The following is a 23,180-nucleotide window of genomic DNA, read 5'->3' on the forward strand; positions in this document are numbered from 1 at the left end:
CGGAGGGTATAGATTATGCGCTCTGGTATTATCGCAAAAAAAGTTGGCATGACCCGCCTGTTCATGGAAGACGGCAAGCAGATCCCTGTGACCGTTCTCCACCTGGACAACCTGCAGGTCGTTGCACAGCGCACCGCTGACAAAGACGGCTACACTGCCGTTCAGCTGGGCGCCGGTGCTGCCAAAGCAAAACGCACCTCGAAGGCCATGCGCGGTCACTATGCCGCTGCCAAGGTCGAGCCCAAGCGTAAGCTGGCCGAGTTCCGCGTCTCCGAAGATGGCCTGATCGATGTGGGCGCCGAGATTTCGGCAGAACACTTCCTGGAAGGTCAGAAAGTTGACGTTTCAGGCACCTCGATCGGTAAAGGCTTTGCCGGTGCAATGAAGCGTTGGAACTTTGGTGGTCTGCGCGCCTCGCACGGTGTTTCGATCAGCCACCGTTCGCACGGTTCGACAGGTCAGTGTCAGGACCCGGGCAAGGTGTTCAAAGGCAAGAAGATGGCCGGTCACATGGGTGCTGCCCGTGTTACCACCCAGAACCTGGAAGTTGTCAAAACCGACGCCGACCGGAACCTGGTCTTCATCAAAGGCGCCGTTCCCGGACCGAAATCGGGCTGGGTCACCGTCAAGGACGCCGTCAAGAAGAAAGCACCCGAAGGTCTGCCTTTCCCGGCAGCCGTAAAAGGTGCTGCAACTGAAGCACCTGCGGAAGAAGCTCCCGCGGAAGGTGGTGAAGCATGAAACTTGATGTAATCAAACTGGACGGCGGCAAAGCCGGCAACATCGAGCTGGATGCAGACCTGTTCGGTCTCGAGCCGCGCGCGGACATCCTGCACCGTGTGGTCCGTTGGCAGCGCAACAATGCGCAGGCCGGCACCCACAAGGTCAAGACCCGCTCGGAAACCAGCTATTCGACCAAGAAGATCTATCGCCAGAAGGGCACCGGTGGTGCACGCCATGGTGACCGTAATGCGCCGATCTTCCGTGGTGGTGGTATCTACAAAGGCCCCGTCGTGCGTTCGCATGGTCATGACCTGCCAAAGAAGTTCCGCAAGCTTGGCCTGCGCCACGCTCTGTCGGCCAAAGCCAAGGCAGGTGAACTGGTCGTGATCGAGAACGCCGAAGCCGAAGGCAAGACCGCCGCTCTGGCCAAACAGGTTGCAAACCTGGGCTGGAAACGTGCTCTGGTCATCGACGGCGCGACCGTGAACGAAGGGTTCCTGAAAGCGTCCAAGAACATCGAAGGTCTGGATATCCTGCCGTCGATGGGCGCAAACGTCTATGACATCCTCAAGCGTGACACCCTGGTGCTCACCAAAGCGGCTGTCGAAGCACTGGAGGCTCGTCTGAAATGAGCGCGAAGGCAGAACACTACGACGTGATCCGCAAGCCGATCATCACTGAAAAGTCGACCATGGCGTCCGAAAACGGCGCAGTTGTCTTTGAAGTGGCGATCGATAGCAACAAGCCGCAGATCAAAGAGGCCGTTGAGGCTCTGTTTGGTGTGAAGGTCAAAGCGGTGAACACCACCGTGACCAAAGGCAAGGTCAAGCGGTTCCGCGGCCAGCTGGGCCGTCGGAAAGACGTCAAAAAAGCATATGTGACCCTGGAAGAGGGTAACACAATCGACGTGAGCACCGGTCTTTGATCCGACGCTTACTGCGACTATTCACGGCCCCGGCGGTTCAACCCGCCGGGGCCGATTTCGTTTTAGACCCTGAAACTGCGCGTGCGCAGGTGTTGGAGAAGATGCGGGCTTTCAGCGCCGAGCCCTATTTTCAGATCGCCGATGAAAAGCTGGGGCTTTTGTCGGTTTTCGACGATCTGAAATACGACCGGGCGGATGTGGACATGATCTCTCCGGCGATGCGCAATCATGTGGTCGATAAGCTTGGTCCGCTGGGGTTTCGCCAGACCTCGGGTACGGTGTTGGAACACGTCGAGGCCGAGATGCGTGTGCACATCCCCAAGTTCCACGCCCTCGGTGCGTCGCCCTTCGACATCACGCGCTATACTGAGAAACGCCCGCAGGATTACTGTCTCCTGACGCCTACACAGGTGGCCTGCCAGTATGTGGATCACTACGTGCTGGACGAAGCGGTGCAGCGGATCGAGACGTTAATTACGAAGCACCCGATCAACCTGCTCAAACTGGCGGATTATCTGGAAGGCAAACCCAAGCACCGCGCATTTCGCAAGGTTTTGGGTCATATCCAACTCAAGCAACGTATCGCGGTAGAGTCTGAGCCGCTCTGCAGAAGGCGGTCGTTGGGCTAAGAGTTTCGTTGACTCATCAGAAACGCGTCAGAAGCACGTGCAACCCTGGAAGAGAGGCCACACATCGATATATCCGGCGGTCCGTGATTGGACGCGTCTTTGGGGAGAGGTAAGTGGCGTGCTCATGGGGGTTGTTCTTACGCGGCGACACAAAATTTTGAGCACTAAACTCTCATATTTTGCACAATTCGCTTGCTATGTCGCGCGGGTAGTCTATCCGGCTTCCAACAAGCAAAAGACATGGCAGGCGCATGACCGAAACCTCTCTCTCGACCCGGGAAAACCCGGATAGAACTGCCGCGCGGGATTGGGTTTCGACGCTTGCCAAATACCGCGAACCTAATCAATGGCGCAGTTCCTTTGAGCTGGGTGTCAGCATTATCCCATTCTTTGTGCTTTGGGCGCTGTCCTGGATGGCATTATCCATCAGCTACTGGCTGGCATTTGCCATTGCGGTCCTGAATGCGGCCTTCCTGCTGCGCCTGTTTGCGATCCAACACGATTGCGGGCACGGGGCGTTCTTCAAGAACCGGACAGTCAGCGACTGGGTTGGACGGGTGATCGGGGTGCTGACCCTAACACCCTATGATGTCTGGCGCCGCACTCATTCTTACCATCACAACAGTTCGGGTAACTTGGACAAGCGGGGAATGGGGGATATCCACACGCTGACAGTGGCTGAGTACCAATCCAAGTCTCCCATGAACCGGTTCTGGTATCGCGTTTACCGAAATCCCATTACTCTGTTCGTGCTTGGCCCCGGTTATTTGTTCCTGTTCCAGAACCGCCTCCCGCTGGGTTTGACGGGCAGTGTGAGGTTCTGGGTCAGCGCGATGGGCACCAATGTTGCCATCCTGGCCGCTCTTCTGGCCGTCTACTACTTTGGCGGCATAATGCCGGTCTTGCTGATCTTTCTGCCATCAACCCTGATTGCGGCAACTGCCGGAGTATGGCTGTTTTATGTACAGCACCAATTCGAAGAAACGCATTGGGATTCGGACGACGATTGGCAACTGCATGAGGCGGCCCTTCACGGTAGCTCGCACTATATTCTGCCGTCCGTGTTGCAGTGGTTCAGCGCCAATATCGGCATCCACCACGTGCACCATCTGTACAGCCGCATTCCGTTCTACCGCCTGACCGAGGTGCTGCGGGATCACGACGAACTGGCCAACAGCAATCAGATGACCATCCGCGAGAGCCTCGCCAATGCGCGGCTGCATCTGTGGGATGAGCAAAGTCGTCGCCTGTTATCCTTCGCCGAGGCGCGCGCGCTTTATGGGTGAGAGGCAGGTTCTGCAGCCAGTAGGGCCGTCGGATAGACGTCAAAAAAGCATATGTGACCCTGGAAGAGATTAACACCATCGACGTATCCACTGGTCTTTGATCGGACCTGTCTTTGGAGAGAGATAGAAGCCCCCGCGAAAGCGGGGGTTTTTTGTTAACTACGGGCAGAATGGGTGTGACGAATTTTCCTTTAGGTTGAGGAAGTATTGCGTATCTCGACCTAAGAGTTATCAAGTCTTGATATTAAATTTGTTGAGAGGGCCCTATGAGCAAAATTGGCCTTTATGATTATCAATTGATGCTTAGTCGAAAAGACAACTACCAGTCGGTTCCGTTTTCTGATGCTGGGACTGGATCGGAGTTACATGAATTTCTTCCGCAGTTTGTTGCTTCTAAGTTCACAACCCTCCAAAATAACAACATTGAGAGAAGCTGGCGCTTGGAACCGGAAGAAGATCAAGGGCGTAGTCGTCATGGACTTGTTCATTACGGCACCTATGGATTTAGCTCCAAGATAGTTAATCCTGCGAATAGCGAAGTTCTCTACGACCGAACTGCCGGGGACGTTGAAGAGATTCCGCTATATTATCAGTTCTGGGTTCCTGATTTTGGAAACTATGGATTTGCAGCGCTCCAGTCCTTTCGAGAGCGTTCATGTGTGTCTCAGGTATTGGGTGATCTAACTAAGGATTTCAGCGACAGATTTGAGCATCTTAGGTTGACAACGAGAAAGGTAATGCCGACCTCCGATGACGCGTATCGAAACTCTCCAGTCAAGAAGCTTATATTATCGAAAAAGAGGGTGCCAAAAGACAGGGCTGAGATTTTGAGAAACTTGCCTCCAGAAGAACTCAATGTTGAGCTTTCGTTCTCTGCGGGCAGGTCAGGATTGTTCGGAACGTACTCCGATGTAGCCCCACAAATTCGCGCGGCTCAAGGGGGTACGGCGTTTTTGTTTGAGGGTATCGAGTTTGAGGAAGCAAGCGCTCTGATCAGCATCGGAAAAACCTATCGAAAAGTTGGTATTGTTGGTCCTTCAAACAACGCAGGTGTCATCGACATCACCGAAGACGTTGATTTGGATGAGGATCAGCATCCTTCTTTCGACTCTATTTCGGAAGTCGCGACAAATGTCATTACTGACTTTCGCGCAGAATATGGGATGTTGTAATGAAGATTTCGGTTGGAGCCATCGTCAATGCTCATATTGCAACGCTGCGTAATGTCGGTGCTAACGAAGTTAGCAAGCTTGATTTAACGATCTTCTTTGCCATTCCCGCGTTACTTGGTTTGATCGCATGGTATTTCGGCGCGCGTTTGTCTGATGAAGTATATAGCGTCTCGATCTCCGTTTTCTCTATTTTCTCGGCGCTTTTGTTTAGTGCTCAAGTTGCGATGTACGGTGTTTTTCGCGCAGATAGAAAAGCGACTGGCGATGCGATCTTAGAGGCTGATGCGCAGGTGGAGGCTCAGAATGCGCGTGAGTTGCTGAGAGAGGTCAACGCGAACGTTTCCTATTTGATATTGCTTTCATGCGTGGCCGTTACGACATTCTTAGTTTTCTTTGCTGCGCCAGTTCCATGCAGCGTGGAAGCCGGATTATTAATTGGAATCTACTCACATTTTCTTTTGACAGTGGCGATGGTCCTCAAGCGTGCCCATGAGGTTTTTGACTCGGAGTATTCCAAGCCACTGCGTTTTGAAGGAACCCACGACTGAAAGACGTATTAATCGTTTTACGAGTAGGCTTTGATTTCTGGTGAAAGATGAGTCGCTACCTATAGACACCCACCCCCAACCCTGTTACACGCTCCCAATCTTGCGGCCTCGGATTCGTTCCGGGGCCTCTGATATTTGTAACCGGGGACCTTCGGGGCCCTATACCCTTGGCACCTACGGGGGCCTATCACATAGTGGGGAAACTCCCTGCACTTGCTAAACGGAAGACAGAAAGCATGGCACTCAAGTCGTACAAGCCGACGACGCCGGGCCAGCGCGGGCTGGTGCTGATCGACCGTTCGGAGCTTTGGAAAGGACGTCCGGTCAAGTCTCTCACTGAGGGTTTGACCAAATCGGGCGGCCGGAACAACACCGGACGGATCACTTCACGCCGCCGCGGCGGTGGCGCAAAGCGTCTCTACCGGATCGTTGACTTCAAACGGAACAAATTTGATGTCGCGGCAACCGTCGAGCGGATCGAATATGACCCGAACCGGACCGCATTCATCGCACTGGTAAAATACGAAGACGGCGAGCAGGCATATATCCTGGCTCCGCAGCGTCTGGCTGTTGGTGACAAAGTCGTGGCATCCGCCAAGGCCGACATCAAGCCGGGCAACGCAATGCCGTTCTCGGGCATGCCCATCGGTACCATCGTCCACAACATCGAGATGAAGCCTGGTAAAGGCGGTCAGATCGCACGTGCGGCCGGTACATACGCTCAGTTCGTTGGTCGCGATGGCGGCTACGCTCAGATCCGTCTGAGCTCGGGCGAGCTGCGCATGGTCCGTCAGGAATGCATGGCCACCGTTGGTGCCGTGTCCAACCCCGACAACAGCAACCAAAACCTCGGTAAAGCCGGTCGTATGCGCCACAAGGGCGTTCGCCCGTCGGTTCGTGGTGTTGCAATGAACCCGATCGACCACCCGCACGGTGGTGGTGAAGGTCGTACCTCGGGTGGCCGTACGCCGGTTACTCCGTGGGGTAAGGACACCAAGGGTAAGCGTACCCGCAACAAGAACAAAGCGTCCCAGAAGCTGATCATCCGCTCGCGGCACGCCAAGAAGAAGGGACGTTAATCTATGTCTCGCTCTGTTTGGAAGGGTCCTTTCGTCGATGCTTACGTGCTGAAAAAAGCCGAAGCAGCGCGCGAGTCGGGCCGCAACGAAGTCATCAAGATTTGGTCGCGTCGTTCCACCATTCTGCCCCAGTTCGTGGGTCTGACCTTTGGTGTGTACAACGGCCATAAGCATATCCCCGTCAACGTCTCGGAAGACATGATCGGTCAGAAGTTCGGTGAATACTCTCCGACTCGGACCTATTACGGTCACGCCGCAGACAAAAAAGCGAAGCGGAAGTAAGTCATGGGCAAGGAAAAGAACCCCCGCCGCGTGGCCGAAAACGAAGCAATGGCGAAAACGCGCATGCTCCGTACCAGCCCGCAGAAACTGAACCTGGTTGCGCAGATGATCCGCGGCAAGAAAGTTGAGAAGGCTCTGACCGACTTGACTTTCTCGAACAAGCGTGTCGCGCAGGACGTCAAGAAGTGCCTGCAGTCTGCAATCGCCAACGCCGAGAACAACCACAACCTGGATGTCGACGAACTGATCGTCGCCGAAGCCTGGGTTGGCAAGAACCTGGTCATGAAGCGCGGTCGTCCGCGTGCCCGTGGCCGTTTCGGCAAGATCATGAAGCCGTTCTCGGAGATCACCATCAAGGTGCGTCAAGTTGAGGAGCAAGCCTAATGGGACATAAAGTCAATCCGATCGGCATGCGCCTGCAGGTCAACCGCACCTGGGACAGCCGCTGGTACGCCGACACCAAGGACTACGGTGATCTTCTGCTGGAAGACCTCAAGATCCGTGAGTTCATCAACAAAGAGTGCAAGCAGGCCGGTGTTGCCCGTGTGATCATCGAACGTCCGCACAAGAAGTGCCGCGTTACGATCCACACAGCACGTCCCGGTGTCATCATCGGCAAGAAAGGTGCAGACATCGAAGTACTGCGCAAAAAGCTTGCTCGTATGACCGACAGCGAACTGCACCTGAACATTGTCGAAGTGCGCAAGCCCGAGCTTGACGCGCAGCTGGTTGCCGAGTCCATCGCTCAGCAGCTCGAGCGCCGCGTCTCGTTCCGCCGCGCGATGAAGCGGTCTGTTCAGAACGCCATGCGCATGGGCGCCCTGGGTATCCGGGTGAACGTCGCTGGTCGTCTGGGCGGTGCCGAAATCGCACGGACCGAGTGGTACCGCGAAGGCCGCGTGCCTTTGCACACCCTGCGTGCCGACATCGATTACGCACATGCCGAAGCGATGACTCCTTACGGGATCATCGGGATCAAGGTCTGGATCTTCAAAGGTGAGATCATGGAGCACGATCCGCAGGCACGTGACCGTAAAGCACAGGAACTCCAGGACGGCCCTGCACCTCGTGGTGCTGGTGGCGGTCGTCGCTAAGGAGGGAAAGATATGCTTCAACCAAAGCGTACAAAATTCCGCAAGATGCACAAAGGCCGGATCAAGGGGCTCGCCAAAGGCGGTTCCGATCTGAACTTTGGCACCTACGGTCTGAAAGCACTGCAGCCCGAGCGCGTCACTGCGCGTCAGATCGAAGCTGCACGTCGTGCCATGACCCGTCACATGAAACGTCAGGGCCGCGTTTGGATCCGGATTTTCCCGGATACTCCCGTGACCTCGAAGCCGACCGAAGTCCGTATGGGTAAAGGTAAGGGCTCCGTTGACTTCTGGGCAGCGAAAGTAAAGCCCGGCCGTGTGATGTTCGAGATCGATGGCGTCAATGACGACATCGCTCGCGAGGCTCTGCGCCTGGCCGCGATGAAGCTGCCGATTAAGACCCGCGTTGTGGTCCGCGAAGACTGGTAAGCGATTGGGGCTTTGACCCCGCTCGTCACAAGATTGACCCTCGTCGGGAAACCGACGGGGGTTTTCTTTTGGTTCGGCAGCCCGTGCTTCGTGGATCGTGAAAAACGTCGACCTCCCTCTGCCGCACCCCTAGGCTAGCTTGCAGGAATGGGAGGGTCCTATGGTTCAGCTACGCAAAAAGATGCTCATTAAGGAAGTCATAACCACCGACCAGTTGGGCCAGCCTTGTGATCCGATCAGTCGGGTTGCAGCGCTGGCGGTGATGAAGAACCCTCTGGCCGGGCAATTTTCGGACGATCTTTCAGAGTTGTTCGAGATCGGCGCCATTCTGGGTTCGGAACTCGCCGCTGAGGCAGTTTCTCAGCTTGATGGGCCGCCGGTTTCGTACGGCAAAGCCGCGATTGTCGGCATGAACGGCGATCTTGAGCAGGGCGGGGCGGTGATCCACCCCAAACTCGGTGCGCCCATGCGCGCTGCGGTGGGCGGAGGTGAGGCGGTGATACCGTCCAACGCCAAGCTGGGCGCGCCGGGTTGCGCGATTGATCTTCCGCTGGGGCACAAGGACAATCCGTGGTCGTTCGATCATTTCGACACGATGACGCTGAACATCCCAGATGCGCCGAAACCGGATGAGATCGTGCTGTGCCTCGCCTATGCCGACGGAGGTCGCCCGATACCACGCTGTGGCAAAGGGCCCATCAAGACCTAAGCGGCTGGTCTTGCCGAGAGGGCTGGGGTATGCCCAGCCCATGGCACAGATTGAATCACTCTTCGTCACCCGTCTCTATCGCGCAAACTTGTCCGAATTCGATCCCAGGATCGACGTGGAGGAATTGGAAAGCTCATGCCTTGTTATTGCTGAAGATGATGAGGCCGGGCAGGACTGGTGTGAAGCGAACGCGTATCCCGGCTACACCAGTTATGCTTCGCTGACCGATTTGCCTTGGCGATTTCCGATATTTGCCGATCTTGTCAAAGTGCTGGATCAGCACGTCGCGGCTTTCGCCAAGGATTTGGAGTTTGATCTGGACGACCGCGCGTTGAAGCTTGAGGATCTGTGGATCAATATCCTGCCCGAGGGCGGAATGCATGCCAGTCACCTGCACCCTCACAGTGTCATTTCGGGCACGACCTATGTGTCCATGCCGGAAGGGGCCAGTGCACTGAAACTGGAAGACCCACGTTCGGGCCGTATGATGGCCGCCCCGACGAGGCTGAAAGGCGGGCGTCGGGAATTACAGCCTTTCATCTACATGAAGCCACAGGTGGGCGACGTCCTGCTGTGGGAAAGCTGGCTGCGCCACGAGGTGCCGATGAATATGGCTGAGGACGAGCGGATTTCTGTTAGCTTCAACTATAAATGGGAGTGAAGCGTCTTAAAGCGTCAAGGTGAAAGCGCTCCAGCTACTTCGTCGGAGGATACTATGACCAAAACAGCTCTCGTCACAGGCGCATCAGCCGGAATTGGTCGGGAATTGGCACGTTATCATGCGTCGCGAGGCGGCAATCTGATCATCAGTGCGCGACGCGGAGATGCGTTAGATGCCCTCAGATCAGAGCTTGAGGCAGCCCACGATGTTACTGTCACTGCCATTCCGCTTGATCTGGGTGCTGTTGGAGGCGCGGAAAAACTTTATGAGGCCGTCAAGTGCAAAGACCTGACGGTCGACTACCTGATCAACAATGCTGGATTCGGAGGGCATGGGGCTTTTTTGGATCGCCGCCTTTCGGACGATCTGGATATGATCCGGCTGAACGTCGAAGCCCTTGTCTCTCTGTGTCATCTGTTCGGCACGGATATGATCAGTGGCGGTGGCGGAAAGATACTGAATGTCAGTTCGACTGCGGCGCATATGCCGGGTCCATTGCAGGCGACCTATTTTGCCACCAAGGCCTATGTTTCGAGTTTCAGTCAGGCGCTCGCGGAGGAGCTGAAAGGTAAGGGCGTCACTGTGACGGCGCTGGAGCCGGGCTATGTCGTGACCGAATTTGCTGCTGCGGCAAATCTTGAGGGCACGAAGCTTGTTGCCCAAAAAGGGGCGACCGCTGAGGCCGTGGCCAAAGTCGGCTATGACGCCATGATCGATGGGAAGCTCACGGTGATCAACGATAAGTCGCTCGCGTTTGTGCTGGGTTGGGTCATGCCGTTGCTGCCGCGACGCGCGCGCCTGAAAATGGTTCGGAAAATGCAGGAGAAAGGTGCCTGAGCACTTGGCCGCGTTTGTCGGGATCCAGAAAGGTCGCAGTAGTGATCTGCTGCCCGGTTTCAGAGGGCGGCGGTAATTTGGAAACAGGTAGTTTCATCTGCCCGAACACGGTTTGAAACTTTCCCTTGCCACCCACTCCCCAAACCCTTATACGGCGGCATCCTGCGATCTCCCGGCGTTGTCGGGCGATTCGTATGTCTATCATTCATCCACCAGGTCAAAGGTGACCCTGTAAGGGGGCCTTCTGGTGTTTTGAGCAAAGGAAAAAGGCGATGAACGCCCAAGAACTGCGTGACAAGACCCCGGACCAGCTCCGCGAGGAACTGGCCAACCTGAAGAAAGAAAGCTTTAACCTGCGCTTTCAGCAGGCAACCGGTCAGCTGGAAAACACAGCCGGCATCAAAGCGGCCCGCCGCAATGCTGCCCGTGTCAAAACCATTCTGAACGAAAAGGCCGCTGCTGCGGCATCCGAGGAGTAATCAGATGCCCAAGCGTATCCTGCAAGGCACCGTGACCAGCGACGCCAACGAACAGACCGTAACCGTATCCGTCGAGCGCCGCTTTACGCATCCGGTTCTGAAGAAAACCATCCGTAAGTCCAAGAAATACCGGGCTCACGATGAAAAGAACGCCTTCAAAGTCGGCGACACCGTACGCATCATCGAATGCGCGCCGAAATCGAAGACGAAACGTTGGGAAGTTCTGGAAGCGTAAGCTTCCGGGATTTTTCCATTTGTCGAAACCCTGGGGGATTTAACGAGACCAGCCCCCACAGGTCGGGAGAAACCACATGATCCAGATGCAGACCAATCTGGATGTCGCTGACAACTCCGGCGCACGCCGAGTTCAGTGCATCAAGGTCCTGGGTGGTTCCAAGCGTAAATACGCCTCCGTAGGCGACATCATTGTCGTCTCGGTGAAGGAAGCCATCCCGCGCGGCCGCGTGAAGAAAGGGGACGTCCGGAAGGCCGTCGTCGTACGCACCGCCAAGGAAGTCCGTCGCGAAGACGGCACCGCGATCCGTTTCGATCGCAACGCCGCCGTCATCTTGAACAACAACAACGAGCCCGTAGGTACCCGTATCTTTGGCCCCGTTGTACGTGAACTGCGCGGCAAGAACTTCATGAAAATCATCTCGCTGGCTCCGGAGGTGCTGTAATCATGGCTGCTAAACTCCGCAAAGGCGACAAGGTCGTCGTGCTGGCCGGCAAGGACAAGGGCAAAGAGGGAACTATCACCTCGGTTGACCCTAAAGCCGGTAAAGCTGTTGTCGATGGCATCAACATCGCCATCCGCCACACCCGTCAGTCGCAAACCTCGCAAGGTGGTCGCCTGCCTCAGGCAAACCCGATCGAGCTGTCGAACCTGGCACTGCTGGACAAAAACGGCAAAGCAACCCGCGTTGGCTTCCGCATGGAAGGCGACAAGAAGGTGCGCTTCGCCAAGACCACAGGGGACGTGATCGATGCTTGATAACGCAACCTACACCCCGCGTCTGAAGGCTCAGTACGCCGAAACCATCCGTGCCGCTCTGAAAGAAGAGTTCGGCTACAAGAACGACATGCAGCTGCCCAAGCTGGAAAAAATCGTTCTGAACATCGGTTGTGGTGCTGAAGCCGTCAAAGACTCGAAGAAAGCGAAAGCTGCTGTCGAGGATCTGACTGCGATTGCTGGCCAGAAGGCCGTTGCAACCAAGGCGAAGAAGTCGATCGCGGGTTTCCGCGTCCGAGAAGACATGCCGCTGGGTGCGAAAGTGACCCTGCGCGGCGACCGGATGTACGAATTCCTTGATCGTCTGATCACCATCGCGATGCCTCGCGTTCGTGACTTCCGCGGTGTGAAGCCGTCTTTCGATGGTCGTGGCAACTTTGCCATGGGCATGAAAGAGCACATCGTGTTCCCGGAAATCGACTTCGACAAAGTCGACGAGGTCTGGGGCCTGGATATCGTAATTGCCACCACAGCGAAAACCGACGCTGAAGCAAAGGCATTGTTGAAAGCATTCAACATGCCGTTCAACGCGTAAGCGCCGGGAGGATTGAGACATGGCTAAAAAAGCAATGATCGAACGCGAGAAGAAGCGCGAACGCCTGGTGGCCAAATATGCCGCAAAGCGTGCCGAGCTGAAAGAAATCGCGAATGACGAGAGCAAGCCGATGGAAGAGCGTTTCAAAGCGCGTCTGAAACTGGCGAAACTGCCGCGCAACAGCTCGGCGACCCGTCTTCATAACCGCTGCCAGCTCACCGGCCGTCCCCACGCTTACTACCGTAAGCTGAAGGTCAGCCGTATTGCGCTGCGCGAGCTGGGTTCTGCTGGTCAGATCCCCGGCATGGTGAAATCGAGCTGGTAAGGGAGAGAATGATATGAACGATCCTATCGGCGATATGCTCACCCGTATCCGCAACGCGCAAATGCGCGGCAAGTCCACCGTTTCCACCCCGGCTTCCAAGCTGCGCGGTTGGGTTCTGGACGTGCTGGCGGACGAAGGTTACATTCGTGGCTACGAAGCGACGACCGGTGAAAACGGTCATCCGGCCATCGAAATCAGCCTGAAATACTACGAAGGCACCCCTGTTATTCGCGAACTGAAGCGGGTCTCGAAGCCCGGTCGTCGCGTGTACATGGGCGTCAATGACATCCCGCAGGTCCGTCAGGGCTTGGGCGTGTCGATTGTCAGCACTCCGAAAGGTGTGATGTCGGACCAGAACGCACGCTCCAACAATGTTGGCGGCGAAGTGCTCTGCACCGTCTTCTAAGGAGGTCTGCAATGTCTCGTATTGGTAAAAAACCGGTCGAGCTGCCCAGCGGCGTTACTGCTGCTGTGTCGGGTCAGACCATCGAAGTTAAAGGTCCGAAAGGCACCCGCAGCTTCACCGCAACCGATGACGTAACGCTGTCGGTCGAAGACAACGTTGTGCAGATCAACCCTCGTGGGATGTCCAAGCGCGCGCGCCAGCAGTGGGGCATGAGCCGCACCATGGTCGCCAATCTTGTTGAAGGCGTGACCAACGGCTTCAAAAAAGAGCTGGAGATCCAGGGTGTTGGTTACCGGGCTCAGATGCAGGGCAATACCCTGAAGCTGAACCTGGGTTACAGCCACGATGTTGATTTCACTGCTCCGGAAGGTGTCACCATCACCGCACCGAAGCAGACCGAGATCGTTGTGGAAGGTATCGACCAGCAGCAGGTGGGCGAAGTCGCGGCCAAAATCCGTGAGTGGCGCCGTCCCGAGCCGTACAAAGGCAAGGGCATCCGCTATAAGGGCGAGTTCATCTTCCGCAAGGAAGGCAAGAAGAAGTAAGGACGCAGACAATGGCAAACAGCAAAAGAACCCTGTTTCTGAAGCGCCGCCTGCGCGTTCGGAACAAACTTCGCAAGGTCAACGCGGGTCGTCCGCGTCTGTCCGTACACCGTTCGAACAAGAATATCTCTGTTCAGCTGATCGACGACGTGCGCGGCGTGACCCTGGCCTCGGCCTCGAGCTTGGAAAAAGATCTGGGCATCGTTGGCAAGAACAACGTCGAAGCGGCCACCAAAGTGGGCGCGGCCATCGCCGAGCGTGCCAAGAAGGCAGGCGTCGAAGAGGCCTATTTCGATCGTGGCGGCTTCTTGTTCCACGGCAAGGTGAAGGCTCTGGCCGACGCTGCGCGTGAAGGTGGTCTGAAGATCTAAGACTTGCGGGCAGCTTTGCGGCTGCCCCGATGATCCGGGGGCCTCGGCAACAGTCGGGGCTCACTTGGATTGAACAAACGGCGCCGATAGCGCCACAGTATAAGGGATGCCAAAATGGCAGAACGTGATAACCGCCGGGGCCGTGGTCGTGACCGCGACGAAACTCCGGAATTCGCAGATCGTCTGGTTGCGATCAACCGTGTGTCGAAAACCGTAAAAGGTGGTAAGCGCTTTGGCTTCGCCGCTCTCGTGGTTGTCGGCGATCAGAAAGGCCGCGTCGGCTTTGGCAAAGGTAAAGCGAAAGAAGTACCTGAAGCCATCCGTAAGGCAACTGAGCAAGCAAAGCGTCAGATGATCCGCGTGCAATTGCGCGAAGGTCGTACGCTGCACCACGATATCGAAGGCCGTCACGGCGCCGGTAAAGTGGTTATGCGCACCGCACCTGAAGGTACTGGTATAATCGCCGGTGGTCCGATGCGTGCTGTGTTCGAAATGCTGGGCGTCAAGGACGTTGTGTCCAAGTCGCTGGGCTCGCAGAACCCGTACAACATGATCCGCGCAACCATCAACGGCCTGCAGAAAGAGCAGAGCCCGCGTTCGGTTGCACAGCGTCGTGGCAAAAAGGTTGCTGACATCCTGCCCAAGCGGGACGAAGCCCCAGCTGAAGCAGAAGCATAAGGAGAGCGACCCATGGCAAAAACCATCGTCGTCAAGCAGATCGGTTCCCCGATCCGTCGCCCCGCCGAACAGCGCGCAACCCTGATCGGTCTGGGCCTGAACAAGATGAACAAAACCCGTGAACTGGAAGATACTCCTTCGGTCCGCGGCATGGTCAACAAGATCCCGCATCTGGTTGAGATCATCGAAGAGCGCGGCTAAGCGCAGTCTCTTTCGCGAATTGAAAGGCCCCCGAAGTTTCGGGGGCTTTTTTCGTGTTTGCGATTGTGTTTGTCCGCTTTGAGCCCATAGCGTACCAACCTCCGCATTGGTAATAGGGGTAAACTTATTCGGGATGATATCGCTATGAATTTTCGAACCCTATTGGTGGCTCTAGGAACAACGTGCTCCACCATGCCCGCGTTTGCGGAATGCTTTGATACGCCAACATGGCATGACGAACCTCTTACACAGTCATTTTTGGACGGTTTGGGCGATGGCACGGAGCAAGACGTTAGGCGGGCCAGCTTGAATATGTTGCTTATGTCTAAAGAACCCGCCCACGAACAGCGGGATGGGTTACAGCGTCTTTTGATGCGTACGGCTTTGTTGCAGTTCGATGGCGATAAAGGGGCACTAAGAAAGAAACTACAAGACGGGTCGCTTTACGATGTCATTCAACTCATTGATTTTTCCCGCTCAAACCCCAGAGACCAAAGCAGGATCATCGCAGCTTACTGGCTGAACGGGTGCGTCGAGAAAGCGCTGGAATTACTTGCCGCAACACCTAACTCACTAATAAGCCAATACTATATGCCGATTGCAGTCGGAGATTCCGAACTACTTCGCACCTTCGCACAACGTCTTGAGCCGGACGGATACCAACAAAGAAGACTGCTTACTTTTACAAAGCTGCTTGAGAGCCCAGAATCCAAAGAGGAAACACTTCAAGAGTTTTTGGAATATCTGATTTCGGAAACGAAAGATGGTGATATCAACGATACGATTGATGGCGTTGGGCTACAGCTTGCTCTGGACGTCGCCCAAGGCCAACCGCCGAACTTGGAATTGTTTCCGATTGAAACGAGCTATGAACCTGACGAGATACAACTCAATGGAATGCGGTTCGCTGCCTTTGTTGCATGGATGAATGCATCCGGGTTTTGCGATGCGACTTGGAAGACGGCTTTTGTCCTCTTAGGCACATCTGCCGAAAGTATGCCGTTGAATCGCGAACTACTTGAAGCCTCAGTGATTAGGTGCCTAAAAAATCAAGACGTGTGAAATCCGACGGAGTCAAGGTCGGTTTTGTCCGCAAAGTGGACATACGTTGCATTCAGAGTAGCCTGCGTACTCCCGCTTGCCATTCCCCCACCGCATATCGGCTAGACCAAAACGCGCGTTGTTAGCGATATCGAACACTCCTATCTGAGCCTTGTCCACAAAGGAACAAATGGAAACGCCCGGGGAATACGCCTCGGAACAGAAAGGAAATTAGATATGGCACATACAGCAACACTGACACATGGCGGTTTCAACCTGAGTGCTCGTATTGCGAGCTTTGTTGAGCGCGTAAAAGAAAACCGCGCTCGGGCTGCAGAATACAGCCGCACCTATCGCGAACTGCAAAGCCTGAGCAATCGCGAGCTGGACGATATCGGCGTTCGCCGTTGTGATATCGCAGATATTGCACGCGACCACGCATATTGCGCGTAACACCTGAACCACTCACCGTTGAAGAGGCGCCAATCTGGCGCCTCTTTTGGTTTTGGCAATTGTGATGGATCAAACCTTGCAACGCAGGGCACAACGCTGTAGAGCGCTCCGGTGGATTTCCATCCACGAGAATCAAAATCAAGAAATGCCGTGTTTGGCCCATCACGCTTCGGGGGTCACATCCGGCTTAGGAGAAGCGAAATGAAACTGAACGAATTGCGCGACAATCCTGGCGCCGCACCTAAACGCACCCGCGTTGGCCGTGGTCCCGGTTCTGGCAAAGGTAAAATGGGTGGCCGTGGTATCAAAGGCCAGAAATCCCGTTCGGGTGTGGCCATCAATGGCTACGAAGGCGGCCAGATGCCGCTGTACCAGCGCCTGCCCAAGCGTGGCTTCAATAAGCCGAACCGCAAGGCATTCGCCGTTATCAATCTGGGCCTGATCCAGAAATTCGTCGACGCCGGCAAGCTGGACGCCAAAGCTGCGATCACCGAGGACGCGCTGGTTGCGTCCGGTCTGGTCCGCCGCAAGCTGGACGGTGTTCGCGTTCTGGCCAAAGGTGAAATCACCGCCAAAGTGAACCTGGAAGTCACCGGTGCTTCTGAAATCTGCTGTTGAGGCAGTTGAGAAAGCGGGCGGCTCACTGACGGTCACAAAAGCTGCTGCGGCAGAGTAAGCGCTTGTGAGCGGGCGCAGACCCGCTTACATAGACCTCAGAGTTTTCCAAGACGCCGCCCGAGCCGGAAAACGGTTCCGGGCGGTGTTTTCATAAGAGAGACCGATTTATGGTATCAGCAGCAGAACAAATGGCAGCCAACACAAGCTGGGCTGCTTTGGGCAAAGCCACCGATCTGCGCAACCGCATCCTGTTCACGCTGGGTTTGTTGATCGTCTATCGTCTGGGCACCTTCATTCCGGTCCCAGGTATCGACGGGCAAGCCCTGCGTGAGTTCATGGAGCAAGCGGGGCAGGGCATCGGCGGCATGGTTTCGATGTTCACCGGCGGGGCGCTGGGGCGGATGGGTATCTTTGCCCTCGGCATCATGCCCTATATCTCGGCCTCGATCATCGTGCAGCTGCTGACATCAATGGTTCCCGCGCTCGAACAGCTCAAGAAAGAGGGCGAGCAAGGGCGCAAGAAGATCAACCAATACACCCGTTTCGGTACCGTGGCTCTGGCCACCGTTCAGGCTTATGGTCTGGCGGTTTCGTTGGAATCGGGCGATCTTGCGACCGATCCGGGCATGTTCTTCCGTATGTCGACCATGATCACTTTGGTCGGCGGCACCATGTTCCTGATGTGGCTGGGCGAGCAGATCACCGCACGCGGCATCGGTAACGGTATCTCTCTAATCATCTTCGTTGGCATTATTGCCGAGGTTCCCGCCGCTCTGGCGCAGTTCTTCGCTTCGGGCCGCAGCGGTGCAATCAGCCCCGCCGTGATCGTGGGTGTGATCATCATGGTCATCGCCGTGATCACCTTTGTGGTGTTCATGGAGCGGGCCCTGCGCAAGATCCATATCCAATACCCGCGCCGTCAGGCTGGTATGAAAGTCTACGAAGGCGGCTCCAGCCACCTGCCGGTCAAAGTGAACCCGGCGGGTGTGATCCCTGCGATCTTTGCAAGCTCGCTGCTGTTGCTGCCGGTAACGATCTCGACCTTCTCGTCGGGCGCCACAAATGGCCCGGTGATGTCGTGGCTGCTGGCCAACTTCGGCCCCGGACAGCCGCTTTATCTGCTGTTCTTCGCTTCGATGATCGTGTTCTTCGCCTATTTCTACACGTTCAACGTGTCGTTCAAGCCGGACGATGTGGCGGACAACCTGAAAAAGCAGAACGGTTTTGTACCGGGTATCCGTCCGGGCAAGAAAACCGCCGAATATCTGGAATACGTCGTCAACCGCGTGCTGGTTCTGGGTTCGGCCTATCTGGCGGCCGTTTGTCTGCTGCCTGAAATCCTGCGGGGCCAGTTTGCTATCCCGTTCTATTTCGGCGGCACCTCGGTTCTGATTATCGTCTCTGTGACCATGGACACGATCCAACAAGTCCAGAGCCACCTGCTGGCGCATCAATACGAAGGGCTGATTGAAAAGTCCCAGCTGCGCGGCAAAGGCAAGAAACGCGGCAGAAAGGGAGCTGCTCGTCGATGAACATCATTCTTCTCGGCCCCCCGGGGGCAGGCAAAGGAACGCAGGCGCGTCACCTGGTTGAAACCCGCGGTATGGTGCAACTCAGCACCGGAGACATGCTGCGCGAGGCGAAAACCTCGGGCACGGAAATGGGCCAGAAGGTTGCTGCGATCATGGACGCGGGCAAGCTGGTCACCGATGAGATCGTGATCGGCCTGATTGAAGAGAAACTGACCACCGAAAAAGGTGCCGGTTTCATCTTTGACGGCTTCCCCCGGACGCTGGCACAGGCAGACGCGCTGTCGGCTCTGCTGACCAAGCTGGGCCAGTCGCTGCATACGGTGATCGAGATGCGTGTGGACGATGACGCGCTGGTGGACCGGATCACGGCGCGGTCAACCTGCGGCGGATGTGGTGAGGTCTATAACGACAACACCAAGCCGATTCCTGCGGATGGCAAATGCACCAATTGCGGCAAGGAGAATGACTTTGTCCGTCGCGCCGACGACAACGAAGACAGCCTGCGCACGCGGTTGATGGAATACTATAAAAAGACCTCTCCGCTGATTGGTTACTACTACGCCAAAGGCGATCTGCGTCCGGTGAACGGGCTGGCGGATATCAAGGAAGTTACGGCGTCGATTGAAGCTGTTTTGGGGTGATGCAGTCGACGACTGTTCCGGTTCCTGAAGATCTTGAAGAAGCATTCGAAAGATATGGAGAGCTTATAAAGGCGGAAAGCACTACGTTCAGGCAACGAACCTTGCCTGCTATTTGTGTGTTTACGGCTATCTTTATGTTTGGTCCGATACTCGGTTTCTTTCCACCGCTCAAATCGACAATATCGGTTGCCATCTTATTTTCTCTTCCATTCCTTGCTTTTAGATTTTTTGGAGGGAAACTCAGTGCAGAGCGTGAAGAGATACAATGTAAATTTTCGGATCAAGGCCTCCGGATTTGCCACGATATGTCGCATCGGGTCGATGTGGTGAGGGAATGAAATTCCAACCTCACTTTGTATGGCTTGACGATCCTCTTAAAAGTCTCTACGCACCCCCATCCCTAAAGGGAATCAAGACCGCATGCGGGATTCGTCCCAATTGCCCCGACCACCTCGAATAATACTGGACCCTCTGGCGTCACTGCCACGGTCAAGTGTTGTGAAAAAAGGTTCCGGAGCTACGGAACCGCAACAAAAAGGAAAGTGACACGTGGCACGTATTGCCGGCGTAAACATCCCGACTGCAAAGCGGGTACCAATCGCCCTCACATATATCACCGGTATCGGAAACACCTCGGCCAAAGCGATCTGCGAAGCCGTAGGCATTGAAGCGCACCGTCGCGTCAACGAACTGTCCGACGCAGAAGTTCTGGCCATCCGCGAGCACATCGATGCAAACTTCACCGTCGAAGGTGACCTGCGTCGTGAAGTTCAGATGAACGTCAAGCGTCTGATGGACTTGGGCTGCTATCGCGGTCTGCGTCACCGCCGCAACCTGCCGGTTCGCGGTCAGCGTACCCACACCAATGCTCGTACTCGCAAAGGCCCCGCAAAGGCCATTGCCGGTAAGAAGAAATAAGGGAGGGTCTGACCGATGGCACGTGACAAGACTCGCGTTAAGCGCAAAGAGCGTAAGAACATCGCATCGGGCGTTGCCCATGTGAACTCGACCTTCAACAACACCAAGATCCTGATCTCGGACGTACAGGGCAACGCCATTGCATGGTCGTCTGCCGGTACCATGGGCTTCAAAGGGTCGCGGAAATCGACACCCTACGCCGCTCAGATGGCTGCAGAAGATGCAGGCAAAAAGGCGCAGGAACATGGCGTCAAGACGCTCGAAGTCGAAGTTCAGGGCCCCGGTTCGGGTCGTGAATCGGCTCTGCGTGCGCTGGCTGCAGTGGGCTTCAACATCACGTCCATCCGCGACGTGACACCGATCGCTCACAACGGCTGCCGTCCGCCGAAGCGTCGTCGCGTCTAAGCGATTTTGAATTGAGCTGGGGCTGTGTTTCTGCACGGCCCCAGCACGTCATTTTGAACCTCGGGCGTCTGCACCTTGTTGGTCATGGGGCGCGGACAGGAATGGAGGGATTACATGATCCATAAGAATTGGGCAGAATTGATCAAGCCGACCCAGCTTGACGGCAAGCCGGGCAACGACCCCGCACGTCAGGCAACCCTGGTTGCCGAACCGCTGGAACGTGGCTTTGGTCTGACACTGGGCAACGCGCTACGCCGCGTTCTGATGAGCAGCTTGCAAGGCGCGGCCATCACTAGCGTTCAGATCGACAACGTGTTGCACGAGTTCAGCTCGGTCGCAGGTGTGCGTGAAGACGTCACCGACATCATCCTGAACCTCAAAGGCGTGTCCCTGCGCATGGAAGTCGAAGGCCCCAAGCGCCTGTCGATCAATGCCAAAGGCCCCGCAGTAGTTACCGCTGGCGACATCAGCGAGAGCGCTGGCATCGAGGTTCTGAACCGTGATCACGTCATCTGCCACCTGGATGATGGCGCAGACCTGTTCATGGAACTGACCGTCAACACCGGCAAGGGCTATGTCTCGGCTGAGAAGAACAAGCCCGAAGACGCGCCCATCGGTCTGATCCCGATCGACGCGATCTACTCGCCGGTCAAAAAGGTTGCCTATGACGTTCAGCCGACCCGTGAAGGTCAGGTTCTGGACTATGACAAGCTGACCCTGAAGATCGACACCGACGGTTCGATCACGCCGGAAGACGCGCTGGCATTTGCCGCACGCATCCTGCAGGATCAGCTGTCAATCTTCGTCAATTTCGACGAGCCGGAATCGGCTGGCCGCCAGGACGAGGACGATGGTCTGGAGTTCAACCCGCTGCTGCTGAAGAAAGTGGACGAGCTGGAACTGTCGGTCCGTTCGGCAAACTGCCTGAAGAACGACAACATCGTTTACATCGGCGATCTGATCCAGAAGACCGAAGCCGAGATGCTGCGCACTCCGAACTTCGGCCGCAAGTCGCTGAACGAGATCAAGGAAGTGCTATCCGGCATGGGTCTGCACCTCGGCATGGATGTCGAGGACTGGCCGCCCGACAACATCGAAGATCTGGCCAAGAAATTCGAAGACGCGTTCTAAGCGCGTCTTCACAAATGCCCGGGCTGCCGGGGACCATATGGGCACTTCCGCCCCAAGGAGAGCCGGTGACACGCATCGCCGGCCAGACAAAGCAAAACGCGAAAGAAGGAACTAGAAAATGCGTCACGCACGTGGTTATCGCCGCCTGAACCGTACTCATGAGCACCGCAAAGCTCTGTTTGCAAACATGGCTGGCTCGCTCATCGAGCATGAGCAAATCAAAACAACTCTGCCCAAGGCAAAAGAACTGCGCCCGATCGTTGAAAAACTGATCACTCTGGGCAAGCGCGGCGACCTGCACGCCCGCCGTCAGGCCGCAGCACAGCTGAAAGAAGACAAAGACGTCGCCAAGCTGTTCGAAGTTCTGGGCCCTCGTTACGCCGAGCGTCAGGGCGGTTATGTCCGTATCTTAAAAGCTGGCTTCCGCTATGGTGACATGGCACCGATGGCGATCATCGAATTCGTTGACCGCGACATCGACGCCAAAGGCGCGGCCGACAAAGCTCGTGTTGCCGCCGAAGAGGCCGCAGACGAAGAATAAGCCTTGGCTATATCTGAGTCTCAGCCCCCGCGTCGCAGACGCGGGGGTTTTCTTTTGCTCCGTGTGAAAATCCAAGTCGGCCTAAATTTAATTGCTTTCGGCTTTCAGAATACCATCCGCTGACGCTCCCGCGGACAAATTGGCGTCAGAGAAATCCTCTGTCTCTGGCAATTCCAGATGAAGAGACGAGGTGTGATCGATTTCGATCTTTCCCCGGGTCAATGTGTAATCAAGTACGTGCCCACCGGTGGTCCGGTCGTCAGAGATGAAATGCAAGTGGTAACCCGGTACGCCGATCCCGACTGCGTAGTCAGGGCAACGGAACCCGAGAATAGTTCCCTCCACGTTTTCCAATTCAAACTCGGCCTGCGTTTTGACCACTTCCAGCAAAGGTTTGTATGGCCGTTCCTGTTTCAAAACGTTTCGATACCTATTGTGTTTGATCAATCCGGTGAAACGAACCGCATAAAACAAGTTCTTTGCATCGGCCATGTCATCCAAACCCTCCTCGAAATCGGACTTGTTAACAGGAGAATCCAACGCAAGCGAAATCGTCGGTTCAAAGTCAATGACGGCTGCGTATGGTGTCAGCGCGCCGTTATCCGCAATTGTCGCTTTGCCTTCCCCATCCAGGCGATAAGCGACACCATCCAGCACCACCATTTCTCCGTCCAGGGCGTTGAAGGTACCGAGACCGAAATCTCCGTGTTCCAGCAGCTGACCGATGGAAACAGTCCCATCATAGACCCCCTGCATGACGGCACTCAGTAGTGAGGCCTGGTAATACTCGTGGGCGTGCTCTTCCCGCACAAAGCTCTTTTTTTGATGATGAGAGGCAAGGGCCGTTGCAAAGGTCAATTCCCGGTCTTTGTGCATGGTCGTTCCCTCTGATTGGATTCAGCGCCAAGTCCAACACATAACACAACTCCCTGTGAAACTTTTGCAACGCTTTGCGAAGCCATAATGCTGAAGCTGTG

At 55.7% G+C, this 23,180-nt stretch carries 35 protein-coding genes and 2 pseudogenes; 36 read left to right on the forward strand and 1 reads right to left on the reverse strand.

What is annotated here, in order from left to right:
- Positions 1 to 15: 15 nt before the first annotated feature.
- The 36 genes and pseudogenes from rplC (at position 16) to rplQ (ending at position 22,203) form a co-directional block, all read left to right on the forward strand.
- Positions 16 to 741: a 50S ribosomal protein L3 gene (gene rplC / locus AC1DFB_RS17910; protein WP_039538255.1), complete on the forward strand. Its 726-nt coding sequence runs from the start codon at positions 16 to 18 to the stop codon at positions 739 to 741.
- A complete protein-coding gene (gene rplD / locus AC1DFB_RS17915) occupies positions 738 to 1,355 on the forward strand; it encodes a 50S ribosomal protein L4 (RefSeq protein ID WP_010437039.1) in 618 nt (205 codons plus the stop codon). Before rplC ends, rplD begins: the two co-directional genes overlap by 4 nt.
- The gene (locus AC1DFB_RS17920) at positions 1,352 to 1,648 is read left to right on the forward strand and encodes a 50S ribosomal protein L23 (RefSeq protein ID WP_008757532.1); all 297 of its coding nucleotides are present in this window, start codon (positions 1,352 to 1,354) and stop codon (positions 1,646 to 1,648) included. Before rplD ends, AC1DFB_RS17920 begins: the two co-directional genes overlap by 4 nt.
- Positions 1,645 to 2,277, forward strand: a complete 633-nt coding sequence (locus tag AC1DFB_RS17925; RefSeq protein ID WP_170737458.1) for a hypothetical protein — start codon at positions 1,645 to 1,647, stop codon at positions 2,275 to 2,277. Before AC1DFB_RS17920 ends, AC1DFB_RS17925 begins: the two co-directional genes overlap by 4 nt.
- Positions 2,278 to 2,528: 251 nt before the next feature.
- Positions 2,529 to 3,563, forward strand: a complete 1,035-nt coding sequence (locus AC1DFB_RS17930; protein ID WP_170402816.1) for a fatty acid desaturase — start codon at positions 2,529 to 2,531, stop codon at positions 3,561 to 3,563.
- Positions 3,564 to 3,586: 23 nt separating this feature from the next.
- Positions 3,587 to 3,664: pseudogene (locus tag AC1DFB_RS17935) on the forward strand (50S ribosomal protein L23); the annotation flags it as partial.
- A gap of 165 nt (positions 3,665 to 3,829) precedes the next feature.
- Positions 3,830 to 4,735, forward strand: coding sequence for a hypothetical protein (locus AC1DFB_RS17940; protein WP_480921791.1), 906 nt, complete (start codon positions 3,830 to 3,832; stop codon positions 4,733 to 4,735).
- Positions 4,735 to 5,283, forward strand: a complete 549-nt coding sequence (locus tag AC1DFB_RS17945; RefSeq protein WP_170402810.1) for a hypothetical protein — start codon at positions 4,735 to 4,737, stop codon at positions 5,281 to 5,283. Before AC1DFB_RS17940 ends, AC1DFB_RS17945 begins: the two co-directional genes overlap by 1 nt.
- 236 nt (positions 5,284 to 5,519) lie before the next feature.
- Positions 5,520 to 6,362, forward strand: a complete 843-nt coding sequence (rplB, locus tag AC1DFB_RS17950) for a 50S ribosomal protein L2 (protein ID WP_008757664.1) — start codon at positions 5,520 to 5,522, stop codon at positions 6,360 to 6,362.
- A gap of 3 nt (positions 6,363 to 6,365) precedes the next feature.
- Positions 6,366 to 6,644 carry a 30S ribosomal protein S19 gene (rpsS, locus tag AC1DFB_RS17955; protein ID WP_010437056.1) on the forward strand — a complete coding sequence of 93 codons (279 nt, stop codon included), beginning with the start codon at positions 6,366 to 6,368 and terminating at the stop codon, positions 6,642 to 6,644.
- Between the two features lie 3 nt (positions 6,645 to 6,647).
- Positions 6,648 to 7,028 carry a 50S ribosomal protein L22 gene (gene rplV, locus AC1DFB_RS17960; protein WP_039538267.1) on the forward strand — a complete coding sequence of 127 codons (381 nt, stop codon included), beginning with the start codon at positions 6,648 to 6,650 and terminating at the stop codon, positions 7,026 to 7,028.
- Complete coding sequence (rpsC, locus tag AC1DFB_RS17965; protein WP_008758042.1) at positions 7,028 to 7,738, forward strand: 30S ribosomal protein S3; 711 nt, start codon at positions 7,028 to 7,030, stop codon at positions 7,736 to 7,738. Before rplV ends, rpsC begins: the two co-directional genes overlap by 1 nt.
- 12 nt (positions 7,739 to 7,750) lie before the next feature.
- A complete protein-coding gene (gene rplP / locus AC1DFB_RS17970) occupies positions 7,751 to 8,164 on the forward strand; it encodes a 50S ribosomal protein L16 (protein ID WP_039538270.1) in 414 nt (137 codons plus the stop codon).
- A gap of 160 nt (positions 8,165 to 8,324) precedes the next feature.
- Positions 8,325 to 8,873: an amino acid synthesis family protein gene (locus tag AC1DFB_RS17975; RefSeq protein ID WP_480921792.1), complete on the forward strand. Its 549-nt coding sequence runs from the start codon at positions 8,325 to 8,327 to the stop codon at positions 8,871 to 8,873.
- 40 nt (positions 8,874 to 8,913) lie between these two features.
- Complete coding sequence (locus tag AC1DFB_RS17980; RefSeq protein WP_170567436.1) at positions 8,914 to 9,534, forward strand: 2OG-Fe(II) oxygenase family protein; 621 nt, start codon at positions 8,914 to 8,916, stop codon at positions 9,532 to 9,534.
- A 54-nt stretch (positions 9,535 to 9,588) separates the two neighbouring features.
- Positions 9,589 to 10,371, forward strand: a complete 783-nt coding sequence (locus tag AC1DFB_RS17985; protein WP_480921793.1) for an SDR family NAD(P)-dependent oxidoreductase — start codon at positions 9,589 to 9,591, stop codon at positions 10,369 to 10,371.
- Positions 10,372 to 10,643: 272 nt separating this feature from the next.
- Positions 10,644 to 10,850 carry a 50S ribosomal protein L29 gene (gene rpmC / locus AC1DFB_RS17990; RefSeq protein WP_010437082.1) on the forward strand — a complete coding sequence of 69 codons (207 nt, stop codon included), beginning with the start codon at positions 10,644 to 10,646 and terminating at the stop codon, positions 10,848 to 10,850.
- Positions 10,851 to 10,854: 4 nt separating this feature from the next.
- Positions 10,855 to 11,085, forward strand: coding sequence for a 30S ribosomal protein S17 (gene rpsQ / locus AC1DFB_RS17995; protein ID WP_068340771.1), 231 nt, complete (start codon positions 10,855 to 10,857; stop codon positions 11,083 to 11,085).
- A 76-nt stretch (positions 11,086 to 11,161) separates the two neighbouring features.
- A complete protein-coding gene (rplN, locus tag AC1DFB_RS18000; protein ID WP_008757934.1) occupies positions 11,162 to 11,530 on the forward strand; it encodes a 50S ribosomal protein L14 in 369 nt (122 codons plus the stop codon).
- A gap of 2 nt (positions 11,531 to 11,532) precedes the next feature.
- Positions 11,533 to 11,844 (forward strand): 50S ribosomal protein L24, encoded by a 312-nt coding sequence (gene rplX, locus AC1DFB_RS18005; RefSeq protein WP_010437096.1) that lies wholly within the window; start codon positions 11,533 to 11,535, stop codon positions 11,842 to 11,844.
- Positions 11,837 to 12,397, forward strand: a complete 561-nt coding sequence (gene rplE, locus AC1DFB_RS18010; RefSeq protein WP_170392897.1) for a 50S ribosomal protein L5 — start codon at positions 11,837 to 11,839, stop codon at positions 12,395 to 12,397. The genes rplX and rplE overlap by 8 nt, the downstream gene beginning before the upstream one ends.
- A gap of 19 nt (positions 12,398 to 12,416) precedes the next feature.
- Complete coding sequence (gene rpsN / locus AC1DFB_RS18015; protein WP_010437098.1) at positions 12,417 to 12,722, forward strand: 30S ribosomal protein S14; 306 nt, start codon at positions 12,417 to 12,419, stop codon at positions 12,720 to 12,722.
- A 13-nt stretch (positions 12,723 to 12,735) separates the two neighbouring features.
- A complete protein-coding gene (rpsH, locus tag AC1DFB_RS18020; protein WP_008757119.1) occupies positions 12,736 to 13,128 on the forward strand; it encodes a 30S ribosomal protein S8 in 393 nt (130 codons plus the stop codon).
- 11 nt (positions 13,129 to 13,139) lie between these two features.
- On the forward strand, positions 13,140 to 13,673 hold the full coding sequence (rplF, locus tag AC1DFB_RS18025; protein WP_480921794.1) for a 50S ribosomal protein L6: 534 nt from the start codon (positions 13,140 to 13,142) through the stop codon (positions 13,671 to 13,673).
- Between the two features lie 11 nt (positions 13,674 to 13,684).
- Entirely contained in the window at positions 13,685 to 14,044 is a 360-nt protein-coding gene (gene rplR / locus AC1DFB_RS18030) for a 50S ribosomal protein L18 (protein ID WP_037311722.1), read from the forward strand.
- 114 nt (positions 14,045 to 14,158) lie between these two features.
- A complete protein-coding gene (rpsE, locus tag AC1DFB_RS18035) occupies positions 14,159 to 14,722 on the forward strand; it encodes a 30S ribosomal protein S5 (protein ID WP_480921795.1) in 564 nt (187 codons plus the stop codon).
- Between the two features lie 12 nt (positions 14,723 to 14,734).
- On the forward strand, positions 14,735 to 14,923 hold the full coding sequence (gene rpmD, locus AC1DFB_RS18040) for a 50S ribosomal protein L30 (RefSeq protein ID WP_170402795.1): 189 nt from the start codon (positions 14,735 to 14,737) through the stop codon (positions 14,921 to 14,923).
- Between the two features lie 144 nt (positions 14,924 to 15,067).
- Positions 15,068 to 15,985, forward strand: a complete 918-nt coding sequence (locus AC1DFB_RS18045) for a hypothetical protein (protein ID WP_170402792.1) — start codon at positions 15,068 to 15,070, stop codon at positions 15,983 to 15,985.
- Between the two features lie 216 nt (positions 15,986 to 16,201).
- Positions 16,202 to 16,417 (forward strand): DUF1127 domain-containing protein, encoded by a 216-nt coding sequence (locus AC1DFB_RS18050; protein WP_170402789.1) that lies wholly within the window; start codon positions 16,202 to 16,204, stop codon positions 16,415 to 16,417.
- A 201-nt stretch (positions 16,418 to 16,618) separates the two neighbouring features.
- Positions 16,619 to 17,093: pseudogene (gene rplO / locus AC1DFB_RS18055) on the forward strand (50S ribosomal protein L15).
- A 109-nt stretch (positions 17,094 to 17,202) separates the two neighbouring features.
- Positions 17,203 to 18,567, forward strand: a complete 1,365-nt coding sequence (secY, locus tag AC1DFB_RS18060; RefSeq protein WP_170392890.1) for a preprotein translocase subunit SecY — start codon at positions 17,203 to 17,205, stop codon at positions 18,565 to 18,567.
- Positions 18,564 to 19,208 (forward strand): adenylate kinase, encoded by a 645-nt coding sequence (locus AC1DFB_RS18065; RefSeq protein WP_170424551.1) that lies wholly within the window; start codon positions 18,564 to 18,566, stop codon positions 19,206 to 19,208. The genes secY and AC1DFB_RS18065 overlap by 4 nt, the downstream gene beginning before the upstream one ends.
- Before the next feature lie 549 nt (positions 19,209 to 19,757).
- The gene (gene rpsM / locus AC1DFB_RS18070; protein ID WP_008757392.1) at positions 19,758 to 20,126 is read left to right on the forward strand and encodes a 30S ribosomal protein S13; all 369 of its coding nucleotides are present in this window, start codon (positions 19,758 to 19,760) and stop codon (positions 20,124 to 20,126) included.
- Positions 20,127 to 20,141: 15 nt separating this feature from the next.
- Positions 20,142 to 20,531, forward strand: coding sequence for a 30S ribosomal protein S11 (rpsK, locus tag AC1DFB_RS18075; protein WP_093965380.1), 390 nt, complete (start codon positions 20,142 to 20,144; stop codon positions 20,529 to 20,531).
- A gap of 114 nt (positions 20,532 to 20,645) precedes the next feature.
- Complete coding sequence (locus AC1DFB_RS18080; RefSeq protein ID WP_010437127.1) at positions 20,646 to 21,662, forward strand: DNA-directed RNA polymerase subunit alpha; 1,017 nt, start codon at positions 20,646 to 20,648, stop codon at positions 21,660 to 21,662.
- 118 nt (positions 21,663 to 21,780) lie between these two features.
- A complete protein-coding gene (rplQ, locus tag AC1DFB_RS18085) occupies positions 21,781 to 22,203 on the forward strand; it encodes a 50S ribosomal protein L17 (RefSeq protein WP_170392888.1) in 423 nt (140 codons plus the stop codon).
- A gap of 87 nt (positions 22,204 to 22,290) precedes the next feature.
- Here rplQ and budA read toward each other — a convergent pair whose 3' ends face one another.
- Positions 22,291 to 23,079, reverse strand: coding sequence for an acetolactate decarboxylase (gene budA, locus AC1DFB_RS18090; RefSeq protein ID WP_480921796.1), 789 nt, complete (start codon positions 23,077 to 23,079; stop codon positions 22,291 to 22,293).
- Positions 23,080 to 23,180 lie beyond the last annotated feature (101 nt).

It is taken from the genome of Ruegeria sp. S84, from assembly GCF_056583445.1.

What these genes read in the sequence shown, in the direction of transcription:
- rplC (WP_039538255.1), top strand. Translation starts at nt 16, where the DNA reads ATGCGCTCTGGTATTATCGCAAAAAAAGTTGGCATGACCCGCCTGTTC.
- rplD (WP_010437039.1), top strand. Translation starts at nt 738, where the DNA reads ATGAAACTTGATGTAATCAAACTGGACGGCGGCAAAGCCGGCAACATC.
- AC1DFB_RS17920 (WP_008757532.1), top strand. Translation starts at nt 1,352, where the DNA reads ATGAGCGCGAAGGCAGAACACTACGACGTGATCCGCAAGCCGATCATC.
- AC1DFB_RS17930 (WP_170402816.1), top strand. Translation starts at nt 2,529, where the DNA reads ATGACCGAAACCTCTCTCTCGACCCGGGAAAACCCGGATAGAACTGCC.
- AC1DFB_RS17940 (WP_480921791.1), top strand. Translation starts at nt 3,830, where the DNA reads ATGAGCAAAATTGGCCTTTATGATTATCAATTGATGCTTAGTCGAAAA.
- AC1DFB_RS17945 (WP_170402810.1), top strand. Translation starts at nt 4,735, where the DNA reads ATGAAGATTTCGGTTGGAGCCATCGTCAATGCTCATATTGCAACGCTG.
- rplB (WP_008757664.1), top strand. Translation starts at nt 5,520, where the DNA reads ATGGCACTCAAGTCGTACAAGCCGACGACGCCGGGCCAGCGCGGGCTG.
- rpsS (WP_010437056.1), top strand. Translation starts at nt 6,366, where the DNA reads ATGTCTCGCTCTGTTTGGAAGGGTCCTTTCGTCGATGCTTACGTGCTG.
- rplV (WP_039538267.1), top strand. Translation starts at nt 6,648, where the DNA reads ATGGGCAAGGAAAAGAACCCCCGCCGCGTGGCCGAAAACGAAGCAATG.
- rpsC (WP_008758042.1), top strand. Translation starts at nt 7,028, where the DNA reads ATGGGACATAAAGTCAATCCGATCGGCATGCGCCTGCAGGTCAACCGC.
- rplP (WP_039538270.1), top strand. Translation starts at nt 7,751, where the DNA reads ATGCTTCAACCAAAGCGTACAAAATTCCGCAAGATGCACAAAGGCCGG.
- AC1DFB_RS17975 (WP_480921792.1), top strand. Translation starts at nt 8,325, where the DNA reads ATGGTTCAGCTACGCAAAAAGATGCTCATTAAGGAAGTCATAACCACC.
- AC1DFB_RS17980 (WP_170567436.1), top strand. Translation starts at nt 8,914, where the DNA reads ATGGCACAGATTGAATCACTCTTCGTCACCCGTCTCTATCGCGCAAAC.
- AC1DFB_RS17985 (WP_480921793.1), top strand. Translation starts at nt 9,589, where the DNA reads ATGACCAAAACAGCTCTCGTCACAGGCGCATCAGCCGGAATTGGTCGG.
- rpmC (WP_010437082.1), top strand. Translation starts at nt 10,644, where the DNA reads ATGAACGCCCAAGAACTGCGTGACAAGACCCCGGACCAGCTCCGCGAG.
- rpsQ (WP_068340771.1), top strand. Translation starts at nt 10,855, where the DNA reads ATGCCCAAGCGTATCCTGCAAGGCACCGTGACCAGCGACGCCAACGAA.
- rplN (WP_008757934.1), top strand. Translation starts at nt 11,162, where the DNA reads ATGATCCAGATGCAGACCAATCTGGATGTCGCTGACAACTCCGGCGCA.
- rplX (WP_010437096.1), top strand. Translation starts at nt 11,533, where the DNA reads ATGGCTGCTAAACTCCGCAAAGGCGACAAGGTCGTCGTGCTGGCCGGC.
- rplE (WP_170392897.1), top strand. Translation starts at nt 11,837, where the DNA reads ATGCTTGATAACGCAACCTACACCCCGCGTCTGAAGGCTCAGTACGCC.
- rpsN (WP_010437098.1), top strand. Translation starts at nt 12,417, where the DNA reads ATGGCTAAAAAAGCAATGATCGAACGCGAGAAGAAGCGCGAACGCCTG.
- rpsH (WP_008757119.1), top strand. Translation starts at nt 12,736, where the DNA reads ATGAACGATCCTATCGGCGATATGCTCACCCGTATCCGCAACGCGCAA.
- rplF (WP_480921794.1), top strand. Translation starts at nt 13,140, where the DNA reads ATGTCTCGTATTGGTAAAAAACCGGTCGAGCTGCCCAGCGGCGTTACT.
- rplR (WP_037311722.1), top strand. Translation starts at nt 13,685, where the DNA reads ATGGCAAACAGCAAAAGAACCCTGTTTCTGAAGCGCCGCCTGCGCGTT.
- rpsE (WP_480921795.1), top strand. Translation starts at nt 14,159, where the DNA reads ATGGCAGAACGTGATAACCGCCGGGGCCGTGGTCGTGACCGCGACGAA.
- rpmD (WP_170402795.1), top strand. Translation starts at nt 14,735, where the DNA reads ATGGCAAAAACCATCGTCGTCAAGCAGATCGGTTCCCCGATCCGTCGC.
- AC1DFB_RS18045 (WP_170402792.1), top strand. Translation starts at nt 15,068, where the DNA reads ATGAATTTTCGAACCCTATTGGTGGCTCTAGGAACAACGTGCTCCACC.
- AC1DFB_RS18050 (WP_170402789.1), top strand. Translation starts at nt 16,202, where the DNA reads ATGGCACATACAGCAACACTGACACATGGCGGTTTCAACCTGAGTGCT.
- secY (WP_170392890.1), top strand. Translation starts at nt 17,203, where the DNA reads ATGGTATCAGCAGCAGAACAAATGGCAGCCAACACAAGCTGGGCTGCT.
- AC1DFB_RS18065 (WP_170424551.1), top strand. Translation starts at nt 18,564, where the DNA reads ATGAACATCATTCTTCTCGGCCCCCCGGGGGCAGGCAAAGGAACGCAG.
- rpsK (WP_093965380.1), top strand. Translation starts at nt 20,142, where the DNA reads ATGGCACGTGACAAGACTCGCGTTAAGCGCAAAGAGCGTAAGAACATC.
- AC1DFB_RS18080 (WP_010437127.1), top strand. Translation starts at nt 20,646, where the DNA reads ATGATCCATAAGAATTGGGCAGAATTGATCAAGCCGACCCAGCTTGAC.
- rplQ (WP_170392888.1), top strand. Translation starts at nt 21,781, where the DNA reads ATGCGTCACGCACGTGGTTATCGCCGCCTGAACCGTACTCATGAGCAC.
- budA (WP_480921796.1), bottom strand. Translation starts at nt 23,079, where the DNA reads ATGCACAAAGACCGGGAATTGACCTTTGCAACGGCCCTTGCCTCTCAT.